This is a genomic window from Streptomyces sp. NPDC005496, from assembly GCF_042872045.1.
In the GTDB taxonomy this organism is placed as follows: domain Bacteria; phylum Actinomycetota; class Actinomycetes; order Streptomycetales; family Streptomycetaceae; genus Streptomyces.
Map to the genome: position 1 here is coordinate 129110 of NZ_JBIAJQ010000004.1, position 16994 is coordinate 146103.

Annotated in this window: 13 protein-coding genes; 8 read left to right on the forward strand and 5 right to left on the reverse strand. The window is 73.8% G+C overall.

Going from position 1 to position 16994, the window contains the following annotated elements; translation table 11 throughout:
• Window positions 1-128 precede the first annotated feature (128 nt).
• Window positions 129-2249: an alpha-galactosidase gene (locus tag ACFYQQ_RS13065; RefSeq protein WP_388904496.1), complete on the forward strand. Its 2121-nt coding sequence runs from the start codon at window positions 129-131 to the stop codon at window positions 2247-2249.
• A 31-nt stretch (window positions 2250-2280) separates the two neighbouring features.
• On the opposite strand, the gene ACFYQQ_RS13070 is transcribed toward ACFYQQ_RS13065, so the two are convergent.
• The 4 genes from ACFYQQ_RS13070 to ACFYQQ_RS13085 form a co-directional block, all read right to left on the reverse strand.
• Window positions 2281-2976, reverse strand: a complete 696-nt coding sequence (locus tag ACFYQQ_RS13070; protein ID WP_355791504.1) for a hypothetical protein — start codon at window positions 2974-2976, stop codon at window positions 2281-2283.
• A gap of 112 nt (window positions 2977-3088) precedes the next feature.
• Window positions 3089-4966: a GMC family oxidoreductase N-terminal domain-containing protein gene (locus ACFYQQ_RS13075; RefSeq protein WP_388904498.1), complete on the reverse strand. Its 1878-nt coding sequence runs from the start codon at window positions 4964-4966 to the stop codon at window positions 3089-3091.
• The gene (locus ACFYQQ_RS13080; RefSeq protein WP_388904500.1) at window positions 4963-6381 is read right to left on the reverse strand and encodes a hypothetical protein; all 1419 of its coding nucleotides are present in this window, start codon (window positions 6379-6381) and stop codon (window positions 4963-4965) included. Before ACFYQQ_RS13080 ends, ACFYQQ_RS13075 begins: the two co-directional genes overlap by 4 nt.
• The gene (locus ACFYQQ_RS13085; protein ID WP_388904502.1) at window positions 6378-7064 is read right to left on the reverse strand and encodes a FadR/GntR family transcriptional regulator; all 687 of its coding nucleotides are present in this window, start codon (window positions 7062-7064) and stop codon (window positions 6378-6380) included. The genes ACFYQQ_RS13080 and ACFYQQ_RS13085 overlap by 4 nt, the downstream gene beginning before the upstream one ends.
• Before the next feature lie 290 nt (window positions 7065-7354).
• Between ACFYQQ_RS13085 and ACFYQQ_RS13090 the strand changes: the two genes are divergently transcribed.
• The 7 genes from ACFYQQ_RS13090 (at window position 7355) to ACFYQQ_RS13120 (ending at window position 16122) form a co-directional block, all read left to right on the forward strand.
• The gene (locus tag ACFYQQ_RS13090) at window positions 7355-8551 is read left to right on the forward strand and encodes a glycoside hydrolase family 64 protein (protein ID WP_388904504.1); all 1197 of its coding nucleotides are present in this window, start codon (window positions 7355-7357) and stop codon (window positions 8549-8551) included.
• Between the two features lie 151 nt (window positions 8552-8702).
• Entirely contained in the window at window positions 8703-9806 is a 1104-nt protein-coding gene (locus tag ACFYQQ_RS13095) for a substrate-binding domain-containing protein (protein WP_388904506.1), read from the forward strand.
• A 92-nt stretch (window positions 9807-9898) separates the two neighbouring features.
• On the forward strand, window positions 9899-11230 hold the full coding sequence (locus tag ACFYQQ_RS13100; protein ID WP_388904508.1) for an ABC transporter substrate-binding protein: 1332 nt from the start codon (window positions 9899-9901) through the stop codon (window positions 11228-11230).
• A gap of 33 nt (window positions 11231-11263) precedes the next feature.
• The gene (locus ACFYQQ_RS13105; RefSeq protein ID WP_388904510.1) at window positions 11264-12250 is read left to right on the forward strand and encodes a carbohydrate ABC transporter permease; all 987 of its coding nucleotides are present in this window, start codon (window positions 11264-11266) and stop codon (window positions 12248-12250) included.
• Complete coding sequence (locus tag ACFYQQ_RS13110; protein ID WP_355792180.1) at window positions 12247-13110, forward strand: carbohydrate ABC transporter permease; 864 nt, start codon at window positions 12247-12249, stop codon at window positions 13108-13110. The genes ACFYQQ_RS13105 and ACFYQQ_RS13110 overlap by 4 nt, the downstream gene beginning before the upstream one ends.
• Window positions 13111-13201: 91 nt before the next feature.
• Complete coding sequence (locus ACFYQQ_RS13115; protein ID WP_355792177.1) at window positions 13202-14230, forward strand: hydroxyacid dehydrogenase; 1029 nt, start codon at window positions 13202-13204, stop codon at window positions 14228-14230.
• Entirely contained in the window at window positions 14227-16122 is a 1896-nt protein-coding gene (locus ACFYQQ_RS13120) for a DUF2264 domain-containing protein (protein WP_388904511.1), read from the forward strand. Before ACFYQQ_RS13115 ends, ACFYQQ_RS13120 begins: the two co-directional genes overlap by 4 nt.
• A gap of 63 nt (window positions 16123-16185) precedes the next feature.
• Here the strand turns inward: ACFYQQ_RS13120 and ACFYQQ_RS13125 are convergent, their stop codons facing one another.
• Complete coding sequence (locus ACFYQQ_RS13125; RefSeq protein ID WP_355795832.1) at window positions 16186-16596, reverse strand: Fur family transcriptional regulator; 411 nt, start codon at window positions 16594-16596, stop codon at window positions 16186-16188.
• Window positions 16597-16994 lie beyond the last annotated feature (398 nt).

Here is a 16994-nt window from a genome sequence, read left to right on the forward strand (position 1 = left end):
TGAGTGCCGCCTCTGCGGCGCCTGTGACCTACAAATGGAAACTCGCGGCAGGGTGTTGACACATGATCGAAGGTCGCGGTTGGCTTTCGCGTGTCTCGTCGCGCCACGGAACGTGAGGAACCCTGTCGATGATCTCCTTCGCCCCGGACACCGGGGTCTGGCTGCTGTCCACGCCGCGGACGTCGTACGCGCTGAGAGTCGACGAGGCCGGGGCGCCCTGCCATCTCGCCTGGGGCCCGCGCCTGACCCTCGCGGAGGCGGGGGACCTCGTGGCGCCCCGCGACCCGGCGGGCAACAGCTTCGAGGGGACACCCGGCGTCGGCGAGGAACTCCCCGTCGACGGCGGCACCCGGTACGGGCCGCCCTCGCTCCAGGTCCGCTTCGCCGACGGATCCCGCGCCTTCGAGTGGCTGCCGACCGGCCACCGCCACGACGACGGCGAACTGGTGCTGTCGTTCCGCGACCGCCGCCACCCACTGCACGTCGACCTGCACTACCGCGTGCACCAGGACACGGACGTCATCGAACGCTGGACCGTCGTGCGCAACGACGGCACGGAACCCGTCACGCTGCTGCGCGCCGACTCCGCCGCGTGGACCCTGCCCGCGCTCGCGGACTACCGCCTCAGTCACGTCACCGGCCAGTGGTCCGCCGAGAGCCAGGTGCGCCGCGACCCGCTCCCCTACGGCGAGACGGTGCTGACCAGCCGCCGCGGCATCACCAGCCACCACGCGAACCCGTGGGTGATGCTCGACGCGGGCGAGGCGACCGAGGAGCACGGGCGGGTGTGGAGCGCGGCCCTCGCCTGGAGCGGGAGCTGGCGCATCACCGCCCAGCGCACCCCGGACGGGCGGGCCGCGTTCACCGGCGGTGTCGCCCACGACGGCGTCAGCGTGCCGCTGGCCCCCGGCGAGGAGTTCACCGCTCCCGTGTTCGCGGCGGTCTGCACCGACGGCGGCTTCGGCGCGGCCGGCCGGGCCTGGCACGCGTACATCCTCGCCCATGTCCTGCCGCACCCCGACGAGCTCGCTCCGGTCCTCTACAACTCGTGGGAGGCGACGGGCTTCGACGTCGACGAAGCCGGCCAACTGGCCCTCGCCGAAAGGGCGGCGGCGCTCGGCGTCGAGCTGTACGTCGTCGACGACGGCTGGTTCGGGGCCCGCCGCAGCGACCGTGCCGGACTCGGCGACTGGACGCCCTCACCCGACCGCTTCCCCGACGGGCTCACCCCGCTGGTCCGGGCGGTGCACGGGCTCGGCATGAAGTTCGGCCTCTGGGTGGAACCCGAGATGGTCAACCCGGACAGCGACCTGTACCGCCGCCACCCGGAATGGGTCCTGCACTTCCCCGAGCGCGCGCGCTCCGAGCTGCGCAATCAGCTCGTGCTCAACTTCGCGCGCCGCGACGTCGCGGACTGGGCCCACGACTGGCTGACCCGCCTGGTCGGCGACCACGGCATCGACTTCCTCAAGTGGGACATGAACCGGGCCTTCAGCGAGGCCGGCTGGCCCGGGCGGCAGGACGGCTCCGACCGCCTGTGGCACGAGTACGTGCGCAACCTCTACGACGTCATCGACCGCCTGCGGGCCGACCACCCGGGCCTGCGGATCGAGTCGTGCAGCGGCGGCGGCGGCCGCGTCGACCTGGGCATCCTCGCGCGTACGGACCAGGCGTGGGCGTCCGACAACACCGACGCCGCCGACCGGATGTGGATCCAGCACGGCTACGGGCAGGTCTACCCGGCGCGCACCATGGGCGCCTGGGTGACCGACGTGCCGAACCAGCTCACGGGCCGCACGGTGCCCCTGCGTTTCCGCTTCCACGTGGCGATGGCCGGGGCGCTGGGGATCGGCGGCGACCTCACCCGCTGGTCCGAGGAGGAACTGCGCGAGGCGGCCGACCTGGTGGCCGAGTACAAGAGGGTGCGGCATCTCGTGCAGCACGGCAGGCTGGACCGCCTCTCGGCGCCCTCACCGGACCTCCCCTCGGTGGTGCAGTACACCGCCGGGGACGGCTCGGAGGTGCTGCTGCTCGGCTGGCGGCGCACGGCCCGGCACGGCACCCCGGAACTGCCGGTCCGGCTGCGCGGCCTGACACCGTCGGCCCGCTACCGCGACACCCGTACGGGCACCGTCCACCACGCCGCCGTGCTCACCGGGTACGGCCTGCGTCCTGACCTGCCGCCGGGTGACTGGTCCAGCACGGCGGTGCATCTGGTGCGGGAGCCGGAAGAGGCCTCCGGGACGTGAGCGCCGTCCGGCGGGGCGGCGGCCGTCGGGGTCAGTAGCGCTGGGCCTTGGCCAGGTACGGGGTGAGTTTCGGCTCGGCGGGCTGCCGGCTGAAGGCGATGGGCTGGGCCCGCTTGCCCGGGGCGAGGTCCTCCGCTCCGACGAACCGGGTCTCCACGACCTTGTCGTCGGAATTCCTGAACTCGACCTGCACGGCGTACGACGCCTTCTGGTCGGTCTTGTTGGTGATGGTGACCAGCACGGCGAGCAGCCCGCCGGTCTGGGCCCTCGGCATGCCCGTCATCGCGACCTCGGACAGGGCGTTGCCGCGGCCGTCGACCTTCTTGAGCTCGGCCTCCGCCGCGGCGGAGCCACGGGCCGTGTCGGCGGCGACCGACGCCCCGAACGAGGAGGCGGCCGCGGAGGCGGAGGAGGCCGCCGCCGACGCGGACGCCCGGGCGGAGTCGATGGCGGAGGCCGCCGAGGAGGCCAGCGCGGACGGCGGGGTCCCCGTGAACGAGGACTTGTCCGGCCGGGTGGGCCGCGCGCTGAAGGAGGCCCCGCCGCCCTCGTCCCCGCTGTCCGTGCTGCACGAGACGAGCGCGGCGCCGCCGACGAGCACCGTCGCCAGCGCGAGGACCTGACGGGTACGGCCCGGACGTCCGCCCCCGCGTCCGGAGCGGTCGGGGGCCGCCGTCCCGTGGGTCCGGCTCGCTCGGTCTCCACCATCGGGGATGCGTGTGCTCATGGCCGTTCGTCCTCTTCCCGCCGGTCCGGCGCCCGTCCTACGCGTACGCCTCATGCTCGGCGCGGACCGCGCGGGCCGCGAACGGCGCCGGGCCATTGGGGTGGACGCCGGCTCAGGTGCCCGGGTGCCGGGTTTCCGCCCCGCCCTCTCGTGCGACCTGGCCGCCGGTGACGGCCAGCGCGGCCGCCATGATGCTCAGCTGCGGGTTGACCTCCGGGCATCCGGGGAGCACGGAGGCGTCCGCCACCAGGACTCCGCGCACCCCGCGCAGCCGGCCCTCGGGGTCGGCCGGGGCGCGCCGCGGGTCGGCGCCCGCCGCGACGGTGCCGGTCGGGTGGAAGGCGGACAGGTGCAGGTTCCGCGGTCCCGCACCGGCGAGCAGCTCGTCGAGTTCGCCGAGCGAGCGGGCGCGGGGCGCGAGCGGCAGACCGGTGAGCACCTCCTCGGCACCGGCGGCGAAGAGCAGTCGCCCCATGGCGCGCACGGCCGTCATCAGCCGTTCGCCGTCCCGGCGGTCCAGGTCGTAGCGGACGAGGGTGCGCCCGCGCCCCTGGACGCGGCCGGAGGGCCGGTCGGCGATCATGGCGCCGAGCGTGGCGAGCCGGGCCGTGTCCTCCAGTTCGCGCCGCAGTTCGCGGCCGAGGCCCGGCAGGACGAAGCTGCCCATGCCCGGCGGGCTCGCGGTCGCCTCGATGAGGATGCCCTGGTCGTGCAGTTCCTCGACTCCGGCGCTCTGCAGCACGCCGCGCCAGGCGGTGACCGGTTCGGCGAAGCGTCCGGCCACGCTGGTGGCCGGATGGACGCTGAGGTTGCGGCCGAGCCGGGGATGCCCGCCGAGCCCGGAGCGGCGCAGCAGGCCGGGGGTGTGCAGCGCTCCGGCCGCCGTCACGACGAGGGGGGCGAGGATCTCCAGCTCGCTGCCGTCGCGGCGCCCGGCCCGCAACCCGGCCGCCCGTGGCGTGCCGGGACCGTCGCGGTGCACCAGGACGCGGTGCGCCCGGGCGCCGGTGACGATGCGGGCTCCGGCCGCGCAGGCGTCGGGCAGCACGGACAGTTGCACGCTCTGCTTGGCGCCGGTGGGGCAGCCGACGACGCACTGGCAGGAGCCCTTGCACCCGGGGGCGTTGCGGCGCAGGGGTCCTGCCCGCCAGCCGAGCTTCGCGGCACCGGCGAGCGCGAGCAGACCGTTGTTGCCGAGCACGTCGACGGGCTGGGCGGCGACGCGCAGGGTGCGCTCCACCTCGTCGAGCAGCGGTCCGAAGCGTTCGGCCGCCTCGAATCCGTAACGGCTGCTCCAGCGCTCCAGGACGTGGTCCGGAGTCCGGTAGCAGGTGCCGGAGTTGACCACCGTGGTGCCGCCCACGGCGCGGCCGACCGGCAGCAGCAGCGGCGGGTCGCCGAGCGCGAGGGTGGCTCCGCCGTCCCGGTAGAGGTCGGCGAACCGGTCGAGCGGCGCCCGGCGTCCGAACGACGCCGTCGAGTGGTGGGCGCCCTCCTCCAGGACGACGACGCGCAGTCCGGCGCGGGCGAGGGTGCGGGCGGCCATGGCACCGCCGGCGCCGGACCCGACGACGACCGCGTCCGCGGTGGTGCGCGCGGGCCATTCCTCGGCGGGCGTGCAGTCGAGGGGCGGGTCCGCCGGCGCGCCCGCTCGGAGGTGCGGGGCCGCCTCCCGTGTCGCCGCCGTCCGTTCGGTGCCGGCGGCGAGCAGCACGGGCATCTTGAGGACGTCGAGGAGCGGGACGAGCGCGGGCCGGGCGGCCAGTGAGGCCAGCACGGCTTCCCGCTCGTCGGCGCCGAGCGAGGAGAGGCGCCTGCCGGTGCGGAGCACCGCGTAGGTCTCCACCGCGGCGACGGCGGTGCGGACGCCGGCCCGGGCGGGGCGGGGCAGCGAGGCGAGCACGGTGCCGAGCCGGTGCGGCACCCGTCCCGCCCAGTCGTCCCGGCCGGTGTCGGCGAGCAGGGCGGCGACGAGTCCTTCGGCGGTCATCGCTCCCCCACCTCGGCGTGCGCGGTGCCGTCCAGGGACCACCGCGCCTCGGTGCGCCAGCGGCCCCACCACCGTTCCAGCACCACGTGGGCGTCGGCCGACTCGCTGTTGCGGCAGCGGGCGCGAGCGCCGTCCGGATCGCGGTACTCCAGGTCCAGGGTGCGGGCGGCCGGCTGGACGACGTCGACGCGGACGCGGCGCAGTGCCGTACGTCCCGTGACGCTCCACTCGGGCAGGCCGATCCGGGCCCGGAAGCGTCCGGCGCCGAGCCAGCCCACCGCCGTGCGCTCCGCCCGCCTCGGCCAGGTCCGGCCCCGGTGCCTGAGCCGGAGGAAGACGAGCGGCGGCAGCCTGCGCAGCCCCGGGCGGGTGGACACGGCGGCGACGATCTCCAGGACGTCGCCGCCGCCGAGGTCCGCGTGGAGCCAGGCCCAGCGCCGGGCGTTGCCGTGCCCGTAGATCCGCGCGGAGGCGCCGGGTGCCGAGTCCAGGGTCAGGGTTGTGCCGCCATGGGTGAACTCCCCCCGGTAGGTGGCCCGCGCGGCCGGGAGCATCTGGGCGGCGGGCAGCAGCGGGCGGCGCCAGGACCAGCGCGGGAAGGTGAACAGGGGTGGACCGTCGGAGTGTTCGGTGAGCCGCCAGGAGAACGCGCCGGCCTGTCCGTCGAGTCGTCCCGGGCGGGCCGTGACGCCGGCGCCCGTGAAGCCGTCGGTCGGCGCGGTCCACAGGACGGGCCCGAAGCGGGCGTGCTCGACCGGCCCGTTCCGGGGGTAGGCGGCGACCCAGCCGTGGGCCACCGGCTCCGATCCGTCGGCGGGCGCGGTGAGTTCGTGGTGCAGCCAGAGGCCGGTGCCGCTCGCCGGGTCGGTGAGCGTGGTGTACCAGACCTCGGTACGGCCGGGAGTTCCGTCCCAGCGGGCCGCCATGTGCCCGGCGCCCGCCTCCCCGGCCGCCCGGTCCTGAGCGGTGTCCTGGCCGGGGACGCGCGGGAAGCGGAAACTGAGGAGGAAGGGCAGCAGTCCGGTGGTGAGCGGGAAGCGCAGGACGCCCTCGCCCACGCGCGCCCCGTCCTCGTACAGCGTGAACGGCAGGACGGTCATCGACCGCACCGGGCGGCGCGGGGTCACCGACTTCCAGCCGTCGAGGTCGAGCCGCCGTCCGCCCGCCGTGAACGACAGCCGGTAGCGGATGCGCCGCCGTGCGAGGGGCGACACCTCCAGCTCGCCCTCGGCTCGGCCGTCGTCCGCGAGGCCGACGACGCGGACCCGCCCGGTCAGGCGGGCCGTGGTCGTCCGGTGCGGAGCCGTCACGGTGTCGGCGCGGGCCCGCAGGTCGAGGCGGACGCGGCGCTCGCGGCTCCCGTCGTCGAGGCGGACGGTGCCGAGCAGCGTCTCCGTGAACTCGGTGCCCCTCACGCGAGTCCCTCCAGCATGATCCGCTCGGTGGCCTCCAGGTAGGCGTCGGCGGCCGCGTGCGCCCGCGGGCCGTCGCCCGCGAGCACGGCCGCCACCACGGGCGCCAGCCGGTCGTGGGCCGCCTCGGGGTCGGCGAAGGGTTCCGCGAGGGCGGCGCGGACGGGCAGGTAGGCGTTGAACAGCGTGTTGGTGAGCAGGGCGTAGACCCGGTTGCCGGTGGCGCGCGCGAGCGCTCGGTGCACCTCGACGTCCGCCAGCTGCACGGCGTCGCCGCCCGCCGCCTCCCGTACGGCGGCCAAGTGGGCGCGCAGTTCCTCGCGTTGGGATCGGGTCGCCTTCCTCGCGGCCCGTTCGGCGATCAACGCGCCGATGCTGCGCCGCACTTCGAACACCTCGTGCACCCAGCGGGCGTCATGGCGCACGAGCATGGGCAGCAGATCGGCGCCGCCCAGGCGTACGTAGTCGCGCACCTTGGTCCCGACCCCGTGCCTGGTCTCCAGCAGGCCCGCCTGGACGAGCCGGCCGAACGCGTGCTTGAGGGTGGTGCGGGTGACGCCGTAGCCGTCGGCCAGCTGCCGTTCCGGGGGCAGGTAACCGCCGGTCGGATGGCGGCCGTCGAGGATGTCCTCGCGCAGCCGGTGTTCCAGGACGTCCACGATCGTCTCGCGGGGCAGTGCCTCCACGGAGGTCTCCTTCTCGGGCGGCGCGGGCCGCTCGGACCGAGCGGTGCGGGGAGTGCGGTCGGGCCGAAGGCCACGTGAGGTGGCTGAGTGGCTGAGCCACTTGGTCAGTGGATGAGCCACTCAACCAGTGCCTCGCGACCGGGTCAATACCCCTTGCGGCAAAGGCGGTTGCGCACCGACCCCTGCGCAAGTAGTTGACATGTACGCCACCCTGCGCGACTTTGAGAGCGCTCTCAAACAATCCGGACGTCTCCCGTCCGCTTGGAGTCCACCTCGCGAGGAGGCCGCGCGTGCCCAGAAAACTCAAGTGGCGATCACTGACGGCGGCCGTTGCCACCCTGGCCGCGGCACTGCTGGCGTTCGGAGCCCCGACCCGCGCCGAGGCGGCGGTCCCGGCGACCATCCCGCTCAAGTTCACCAACAACTCCGGTCGCAGCGGCCCCGTCTACATCTACGACCTCGGGACGCTCCTGGCGACGGGTCAGCAGGGCTGGGCCGACGAGAACGGCAGCTTCCACGCCTGGCCGACCGGCGGCAACCCGCCGACGCCCGCGCCCGACGCGTCGATCGTGGGACCGGCCAACGGGCAGTCCAAGACGATCCGCATCCCGAAGTTCTCCGGCCGGATCTACTTCTCCTACGGCAAGAAGCTCGACTTCCGGCTGACGACCGGCGGTCTCGTGCAGCCGGCCGTGCAGAACCCGAGCGACCCCAACCGCAACACCCTCTTCAACTGGTCCGAGTACACGCTCAACGACAGCGGACTGTGGCTCAACAGCACGCAGGTCGACATGTTCTCCGCCCCTTACGCCGTCGGCGTCCAGCTCGCCGACGGCACCACGAAGAACACCGGCCACCTCAAGCCGGGCGGCTACACCGGGTTCTTCAACGCCCTGCGGGGACAGCCCGGCGGCTGGGCCAACCTGATCCAGACCGCGCCCGACGGCACCGTCCTGCGGGCCCTCGCCCCCGGACACGGCATCGAGAGCGGGGCGCTGCCGGGCAATGTGATGGACGACTACGTCAACCGCGTCTGGCAGAAGTACAGTTCGTCGACTCTGACGGTGACCCCGTTCGCGGACCAGCCGAACACCAAGTACTACGGCCGCGTCTCCGGGAACGTCATGAACTTCACCAACGCGGCGGGCGCGATCGTCACCAGCTTCCAGAAGCCCGACTCCGACAGCATCTTCGGCTGCTACAAACTCCTGGACGCCCCGAACGACCTGGTGCGCGGTCCCATCTCCCGCACCCTGTGCGCGGGCTTCAACCGCTCCACGCTGCTGGTCAACCCCAACCAGCCCGACACCGGCTCGGCGAGCTTCTACCAGGACACGGTGACCAACCACTACGCCCGGAAGATCCACGCGCAGATGGCCGACGGCAAGGCGTACGCGTTCGCGTTCGACGACGTCGGCAACCACGAGTCGCTGGTGCACGACGGCAACCCGCAGCAGGCGTACCTCACCCTCGACCCCTTCAGCTGAGCCGGCCACCGGCCGCGGCCCCCGTCCGGGACCGCGGCCGGTGCTCCGACCGGGTGATCCCCACCGGACCCACGACACGCCCGGCCCGATATGCTCGCCCTCGAAACGCTCAAACGAACACGAGCGATCGGGCCGCGAGGGGATCACGGGCATGCGGGAACCGGGCGAGGTCAGGCGGCAGCGGATTCTCGCGGTCGTGGAGTCCCGAGGCGCCGTCAAGGTGACCGACCTCGCCTCCGAACTGGAGGTCTCCGTCGTCACCGCCCGGCGCGACGTCGAGGAGCTGGCCCGCGCGGGCCGGCTGCGCCGCGGTCACGGCGTCGCCCGTCCGGTCACCGACGCGCTGGAGCCGAGCACTCCCCCGCCCGCCCCGCCGGACCGGCCGGGCGGGCCGGTGGCGCTCGTGGTGCCGGAGCGGCACACCTACCTGTACGAGGCCATGGACGGCGCGCGTGCGGTCCTGGCGGAGGCCGGGATGCGCGTCGCCCTGCACATCGCCCCCCAGGCGCCCGGCGCGGAACGCCCCATCGTGGAACGGGCCCTCGCGGACGGCGCCCGGGGACTGCTGATCGCCCCCCGCTGGCGCACCGCCGCGTCGGAGGCCGCCGACGCCGACTGGCTCTCCCGCATCCGGGTGCCGACGGTGCTGATGGAGCGCCGGCCCCGCCCCGGCGGACCGCTGCACGCCGTCGACTCGGTCTGCTCCGACCATTGGTTCGGGATGTGGCTGGCGGTCGAGCACCTGACCGGTCTGGGACACCGGCGCATCGTGCTGGCCGCCCGCGACGACAGCCCCACGGCACGCGCGCTGCGGGCCGCCTTCGCCGGCATCGTCGCCGACCGGCCCGGTGTCGAGGACTCCGTGGTCGTGCTGAGCGCGAAGGACGCGGGAGCGGACTCCGGCGAGACGGCCCCCGAGTCGCTGGCCGCGCTGATGCGGGAGCGGGGCGCCACGGCCGCCGTGCTGCACGGGGACGTGGACGCGCTGATGCTGGTACAGCAGCTCGCCGACAGCGGGATGCGCGTCCCCGAGGACTGCTCGGTGGTGGCCTACGACGACGTGGTCGCGGCGCTGGGCAGCACCCCGCTGACCGCGGTCTCGCCGCCGAAGTCCGAGGTGGGCCGGGTGGCGGCCGCTCTGCTGCTGGAGCGGCTCGACGGCACGCGGGCGTCGGCGCCCGGCCGGCCGCGCCGGGTGGAGCTGCTGCCCGAGCTGAAGGTCCGGGGATCCACCCGCACTGCGCCGATCGTTTGACCGCTTTCGTTTCTTCTGATCGGTCTCTTGACCCCCACTCACTCAGTCGATCAGGATGCCCGTGTCTCGCATCTGAGCCGCAGGAGGCGTCCATGCCTGGCCGACCGAGCCGCCGGTCCCTGCTCACCTCGATCGCCGCCGTCCCCCTCACCGGCGCGGCGGCCGGCTGTTCCTCCGGGGAGAGCCGGGGGTCGCGGAGCCGGGGCGGGGCGACGCGCATCACCTTCTGGTCCGCGCTGCGGGGCAGTCAGGAGGTGGTCGACGCCTTCAACCGCACGCACGACCGCGTCCAGGTCGACTTCCAGCAGATCCCCTCGGGCGGACAGGGCGGATACGCCAAGCTCAGCAACGCGGCACGGGCGGGCAACGCCCCGGACGTGGCGACCATCGAGTACCCGCAGGTGCCCGGGTTCGCCATCGACGGCGTCGCCCGCGATCTCACCCCGCTGCTGAGCGACCGGCTGCGCGCCGGGCTCCTCCCGCAGGCGTGGGGCCTGACCACCTTCGAGAACCGGGTCTTCACGGTCCCGCTCGACGTGGAGCCGATGGTGATGCACTACCGCCGGGACCTGTTCGAGCACTACGGCCTCGAAGTCCCGCGCACCTGGGACGAGTTCGAGGCACTCGCCCGCACTGTGCGGCGCAGGTCCCGCACCAGGCGACTGGCGCTGTTCCCCACCGACGGGGCCTCCCAGTTCGCCGCGTACGCGTGGCAGGCGGGCGCGCAGTGGTTCGACACCCGCGACGGCGCGTGGAACGTCTCGCTGACGGACGCCCGCACCCGGGAGGTCGCCGCCTACTGGCAGCGTCTAGTCGACGACGACCTCGTCCACGTCAACGAGGTGGAGAGCCGGCGCGGCGACGCCCAGATCGGCGGCGGGCTGGTCCTGGTACGGCTCAGCGGCGCCTGGGACGCGGGGGCACAGATGAACGCCCGCCCCGGCCAGAAGGGACAGTGGTCCATCGCGCCGATGCCCCGGTGGGACACCGCCCGGCCCGCGGTCGGCACGCACGGCGGCTCGACCTTCGCGGTCACCAGGGACAGCGCGCACCCCGAGGCCGCGATGGAGTTCATCGAGTGGCAGGTCTCGCACCCCGACGCGCTGCGCGCCCGTCTGTCCAGCGGCACCAGCAGCCAGTACCCGGCCGCGCCCGCCCTGGTGAAGGTCGGCCGCGAGGCGTTCGACCGCTCCTACTACGGCGGCCAGGACATCTACCGCCTCTTCGAGCGGGAGGCCGCGGTCATACGCGACGGCTGGACCTGGGGCCCGCGGATGACCGCGACCAACCGCGTCATGCAGGACGGCTTCGCCCGCGCGGGCGCCGGCCGGATGTCCCTGGTGGACGCGGTCAGGACCGCGCAGGAGGGGACGATGCCGGACCTGAAGGCGCTGGGACTGGCGACCACCGAGCACAGCGACTGACCGACGCGGACCCCACCTCACCGATCAAGGCAGGTGACCACCTTGACCACCACCGCACCCCCGGTCCGCGCGACGGCCCGCCCGGCCGGCGCCACGGCCGGCTCCGCCGGGCGGGCCTCGGCACGCCGTCGTGAACGCTTCGCCTGCGGCGTCCTGATGGCGCCCTTCTTCCTCCTCCTCACCACGGTGTTCCTGGTTCCGGTGGCGACCGCCGTGTGGCTGAGCTTCTTCAGCGACGACCAGCCAGGGCTCGGATTCGGCCCCGAGCGCCGGGTCTTCGTCGGTCTGCGCAGCTACGCCGCCGTGCTCTCCGACCCCACGTTCCTCGGCGGCCTCGGGATCGTGGTGCTGTACTGCCTCGTCTACATCCCGCTCATGGTGGCCGGCGCCCTCGCCCTCGCGCTGCTGCTCGACTCCGGGGTCGTGCGCCTGCGGTCCTGGGCACAGCTCGGCCTGTTCCTGCCGCACGCGGTGCCCGGCATCATCGCCGCCCTGATCTGGCTGTACCTGTACACGCCGGGGATCAGCCCGGTCGTCGAACTGCTGGGCCGGGCCGACATCACCGTCGACTTCCTCGGGGTGCACACCGTGCTGCCGGCCATCGTGAACATCGCCCTGTGGAGCAATCTCGGCTACAACATGGTGATCTTCTACGCGGCGTTGCAGGCCGTCCCCCGCGAGGTGCTGGAGGCCGCGGTCGTCGACGGCGCGGGACCGGTCCGTACGGCGCTGGGCGTCAAGGCGCCGCTGGTGCGCTCCTCCGTCGTCATGGTCGCCATGTTCACCCTCATCTGGGCGCTGCAGCTGTTCACCGAGCCGATGCTGCTCAGCCAGTCCACACCGATGATCAACTCCCGCTTCTCGCCAAGCATGTACATCTACGACGCGGCGTTCACCCGCAACAACTACGGCCTCGCCGCGGCCGCTTCGGTGATTCTGCTCATCCTCACCATCGCCCTCTCGTACGGCGTGACCCGCTGGACGAACCGCGCGGGTGCCCGACAGGAGGCCGCCCGATGAGCACCGGCTCCCCCACCGCGCTGCGCCCCCGGCTGCTGGGCCGCGCCGCCGTCAACACCGTCGTCGGCATGGGGGTGTTGTACACCCTGCTGCCGGTGCTGTGGCTGGTGCTGGCCGCGTCGAAGAACCGGGACGCGCTGTTCGGCAGCGACGTGCTGTCACCGGGCGGCTTCTCCTTCGCGCGGAACCTGCGCGACCTCTTCGCCATGGACGGCGGCCTGTACGGCCGCTGGTACGCCAACAGCCTGCTGTACGCGGTGCTGGGCGCCGCGGTCAGCGCGCTGGTGAGCGTCGCCTGCGGCTACGCGTTCGACAAGTACCGCTTCCGGCACAAGGAGAAGCTGTTCGGCCTGGTCCTCGCCGCCGTGATGGTGCCGCAGACCGTGCTCGCTCTGCCGCTGTACCTGATGGCGTCCGGTGCCGGACTGGTCAACAGCTTCTGGGCCGTGTTCGTCCCCGCGCTGTTCAACCCCTTCGGAGTGTATCTGGGGCGGATCTTCAGCCAGGGCTACGTCCCGGACGAGGTCCTGGAGGCGGCCCGCGTGGACGGCGCGGGCGAACTCACCGCTTACGTACGGGTGTCGCTGCGTATGCTCGGCCCCGGCCTGGTCACCGTCTTCCTCTTCCAGCTCACGGCGATATGGAACAACTTCTTCCTGCCGATGGTGATGCTGTCCGACCAGGACCTCTATCCGGTGAGCCTCGGCCTCTACACCTGGAACAGCTCGGCGTCCGTCTCGCCCGAGTACTACCCCGTCGTGATCATGGGCTCCCTGCTGGCCGTCCTGCCGCTGATCGCCGCCTTCGTGCTGCTCCAGCGGTTCTGGCGCTCGGGGCTCACGGCGGGCGCGGTGAAATAGCCCGACGGGCCGGTGCGGCACGCGCGTTCGCGCACCGGACCGGCGTTGGCCCACGCACCCCGGCAGGACCCGCACGTACACCAGGAGCACCATGCACACCTCGTCAGGCGGCCGCACCCTCCCGCGCACCGCTCTCGCCATGGGGCCGGACGCCGCGGCGGCCGTGTTCACCCCGGACGCCGTGGAGGCGCTGGGCCGGGTCTGCGACCTCGTGCCGCCGCCCGCCCTACACGACCTCGGCACCGAACGGGCCCGCGCCGTCCTGCGCGACGTGGAGGTGCTCGTCACCGGCTGGGGCTGTCCCGTGCTGGACGCGTCCGTGCTGGAGGCCGCCCCCCGGCTGCGAGCCGTGGTCCACTCCGCCGGGTCGGTGCGCCACCACGTCACCACGGCGTGCTGGGACAGGGGCCTCGACGTGTCCTCCGCCGCCGCGGCCAACGCCCTGCCCGTGGCCGAGTACACGGTCGCCATGATCCTGCTCAGTGGCAAGCGCGTCCTCGAACGCGCCCGCGACCACCGCGTGGCGCGTCGCCGCGACGACTGGCTCGGCACCCCGCGCGACGTCGGCAACTTCCGCCGCACGGTGGGAATCCTGTCCGCCTCCCTGGTCGGACGGCGGGTGATCGAGCTGCTGCGTCCCTACGATCTGCGGGTCCTGCTGCACGACCCGTACGTCACAGCCGAGGAGGCCGCCGCGCTGGGTGTGCGGGCCGTGGAACTCGACGAGCTGTTCGCCCGGAGCGACGTCGTCAGCGTCCACACCCCGCTGTTGCCCGCGACCCGCGGACTCGTCGGCCGTCAACTCATCGCGGCGATGCGGCAGGACGCCGTACTCGTCAACACCGCCCGCGGCGCGGTGGTCGACCAGGAGGCGCTCACCGAGGCCGTCACGGCGGGCCGGATCCGGGCGGTCCTGGACGTCACCGACCCCGAAGTGCTGCCGCCCGACCACCCCTTGTGGGACTGCGACGGCGCCCTGATCACCCCTCACCTCGCGGGCTCCCAGGGCAACGAGTGGGCGCGCCTGGCCGAGCTCGCCGTCGGCGAGGTCGCCCGGTGGGCCGCGGGCGACGGCTTCGCCCATCCCGTACGACACGAAAGGCTGGCCTACCTCGCATGACCATGCCCGGACTTCCCGCCGACGACCGCGAGTCGAGCCCCTTCACCGGCTACACCCGCGCCCACTGGGAGACGGCCGCCGACCTCCTGCTGCGCGCCGCCTGGCGCTGGGCGACGCCGCGCGGGGCCCTGCTCGACCTGCCGGGACCCCCGTCGGTCTCAGGCGCCCGCTCCGACGGGCTGGAGGGGTACGCCCGTACGTTCCTCGCCGCCGCCTTCCGGACCGCGGGCGCCGACGGCAAGGACCCGCACGGCTGGCTCGACCGCTACGCCGACGGGCTGGCCGCCGGCACCCGCACGCCCGGCCGCGACGACGCCGAGTCCTGGCCGCTGATCCTGGACCACCATGTGCAGGGCCAGCCGATGGTGGAGTCCGCGTCGGTGGCGCTCGGCCTGCGCCTGACCCGCCCGTGGCTGTGGGACCGCCTCGACGGCGACGTGCGGGACCGGGCGGCGCGATGGCTGAGCGGCGCCCTGGAGCACGTACCGGCACCGAACAACTGGTACCTCTTCCCGTACACCGTCGCCGGGTTCCTGGAGTCGGTCGGCCGCGGCGACGCGCGGACGGCCCGCGCGAGGGAGCGGGCGCTCGGGCTGCTGGAGGGCTGGTACCGGGGCCAGGGCTGGTACGCGGACGGCGACGGGCGCGCCTTCGACCACTACAACGGGTGGGCCCTGCACCTGTATCCGGTGCTCGACGCGCATCTCGCCGGCACGGAGGGGACGGCCCCGTACGGTGCCCGGCTGCGTGAGCATCTGGAGAGCTACTCCCTGATGTTCGGGGCCGACGGGGCGCCGGTGCATTTCGGCCGGTCGCTCACCTACCGGTTCGCCGCCGCCTCGGCGGTGGCGCTCGGCGCCGTCACCGGCGACACGCCGCTGTCCCCGGGCACCTCGCGCAGGCTGATGAGCGGCGCGCTGCGCCACTTCCTGGACCGGGGCGCCGTCGACGGGAACGGCCTGCTCGGCCTCGGCTGGCACGGCCCGCACGCGGCGACCCTGCAGCGCTACTCGGGTCCGGCCTCGCCGTACTGGGCGTCGAAGGCCTTCGTCGGTCTGCTCGCGCCCGACGGGCACCTGCTGTGGACGGCCCGTGAGGAGCCGGCGCCCAGCGAGGGACCCGACCGGGTCCTGGCACTGCCGGCGCCGGGGTTCCTGGTGCAGAGCACGGGCTCCGACGGCATCGTCCGGCTGCACAACCACGGCAGCGACCACGTCCGCCCGCACGAGGGCGAGTCGGCGGCCGAGAACGACCCGCTCTACGGCCGTCAGGCCTACAGCACCCGTACCGGCCCCACGGCCGCCGGGAACGTCGCGGACAACCACCTGGGGCTGGTCGTCGGCGGGGCGCGCAGCGTGCGGCGCCGGATACATCCGCTCGGGGCGGGCGGCGGGGACGGCTGGGGGTGGGCGGCGTCCTGGCACCGGCCGGTGTTCGCGGGCGGTCCGCCGACCGTGCCGGGGCTGCGGGTGGAGAGCGTCACCGTGGTACGCGGCCGGCTCGAACTGCGGGTGCACCGGGTCGTGGGCGCCCCGCCCGGGGCGCTCGTCGAGCAGACGGGCTGGGCGACCGGCCCCGACGGGAGCCCGCACTCCGCGCTGCATCCGCTGCACGGCTGGAGCGAGGCGGACGAGGCGCGGGCGCCCCAGGGCACGGCGTTCACCTCCTGGGCCCGGGTCCCGCGGCTCACGGGTGAGGCCGAGGGCACCGCGGTGTACGCGAGCCTGGCCACGCTCACCGAGGAGCCGGAACCGGTGCCTCTCGCCGGGGCGGTCACCGGGGTGTCGGCGGACGGGCACGGAGTCGAGGTGCGCTGGGCGGACGACGGCTCGACGACACGCGTCGCCTTCGAGCCCCTCGCCGTCGGGCACACGGGCGGTGACGGCGGCTGAGCGGGCCGGGACCGGAGCCCGCCCCCGCCGACGGGAAGACGCCGGTTGTCTCTCCTCGCGCCCTCAGGCGCAGGAGGGGCACAGCCCGCGGTAGGTGACCTCCGCCTCGGACACCGTGAAGCCGAACCGCTCCTCCGCAGGCAGGTCCGCCAACGGGCTGCCGGTCGGGTGGACGTCGCGGATGGTGCCGCAGCCCGAGCAGACCAGATGCTGGTGCGGGTGGTGGGCGTTGGGGTCGTAGCGCTTGGCGCGGCCGTCGGTGGAGACCTCGATGACCTCGCCGAGGGACACCAGCTCCCCCAAGGCGTTGTAGACGGTGGCCCGGGATATCTCGGGCAGCCGCTCGGCTGCGCGGGCGTGCACCTCGTCGGCCGTGAGATGGACGTGGTCGCCGTCGAGGACCTCCGCGACGACGCGCCGCTGGGACGTCATCCGCCAGCCACGCCCGCGCAGTCGCTCCAGCAGGTCACTCATGTCGGTTCACCTATTCAGGCTCGGTGGGATGTTCACGTTCGGCGTGGACGTCCGGATTCGATCCCCTGTGGATTTGGCATGCTTATTGACTTGGACTCTGTCCATCGTAGGATCGGTTCCGGCAATAGCCAAGGGACAGGACGACCCAGTACGGCAGGAGACTGAGACGTGACGGGATCACCGCCGGGAAGCCCCGCGGCACCGCACGGCGGCCGGCGGCCGTCCGCGTCCCACCGCTCCGGACCGTCGGGGACGGTGACCGCCTCGGTGCCGAGGTGAGCCGCGCGGCGTTCGTGGCCCCCGCCCGGCCGCGACCGCCGACGACCGCCTTCCGGCCATCGGGGCCGGGATCTCCTCCCGGGGCCCGCGCCTCAACTGTTCCACCGCCCGCAGTCTTT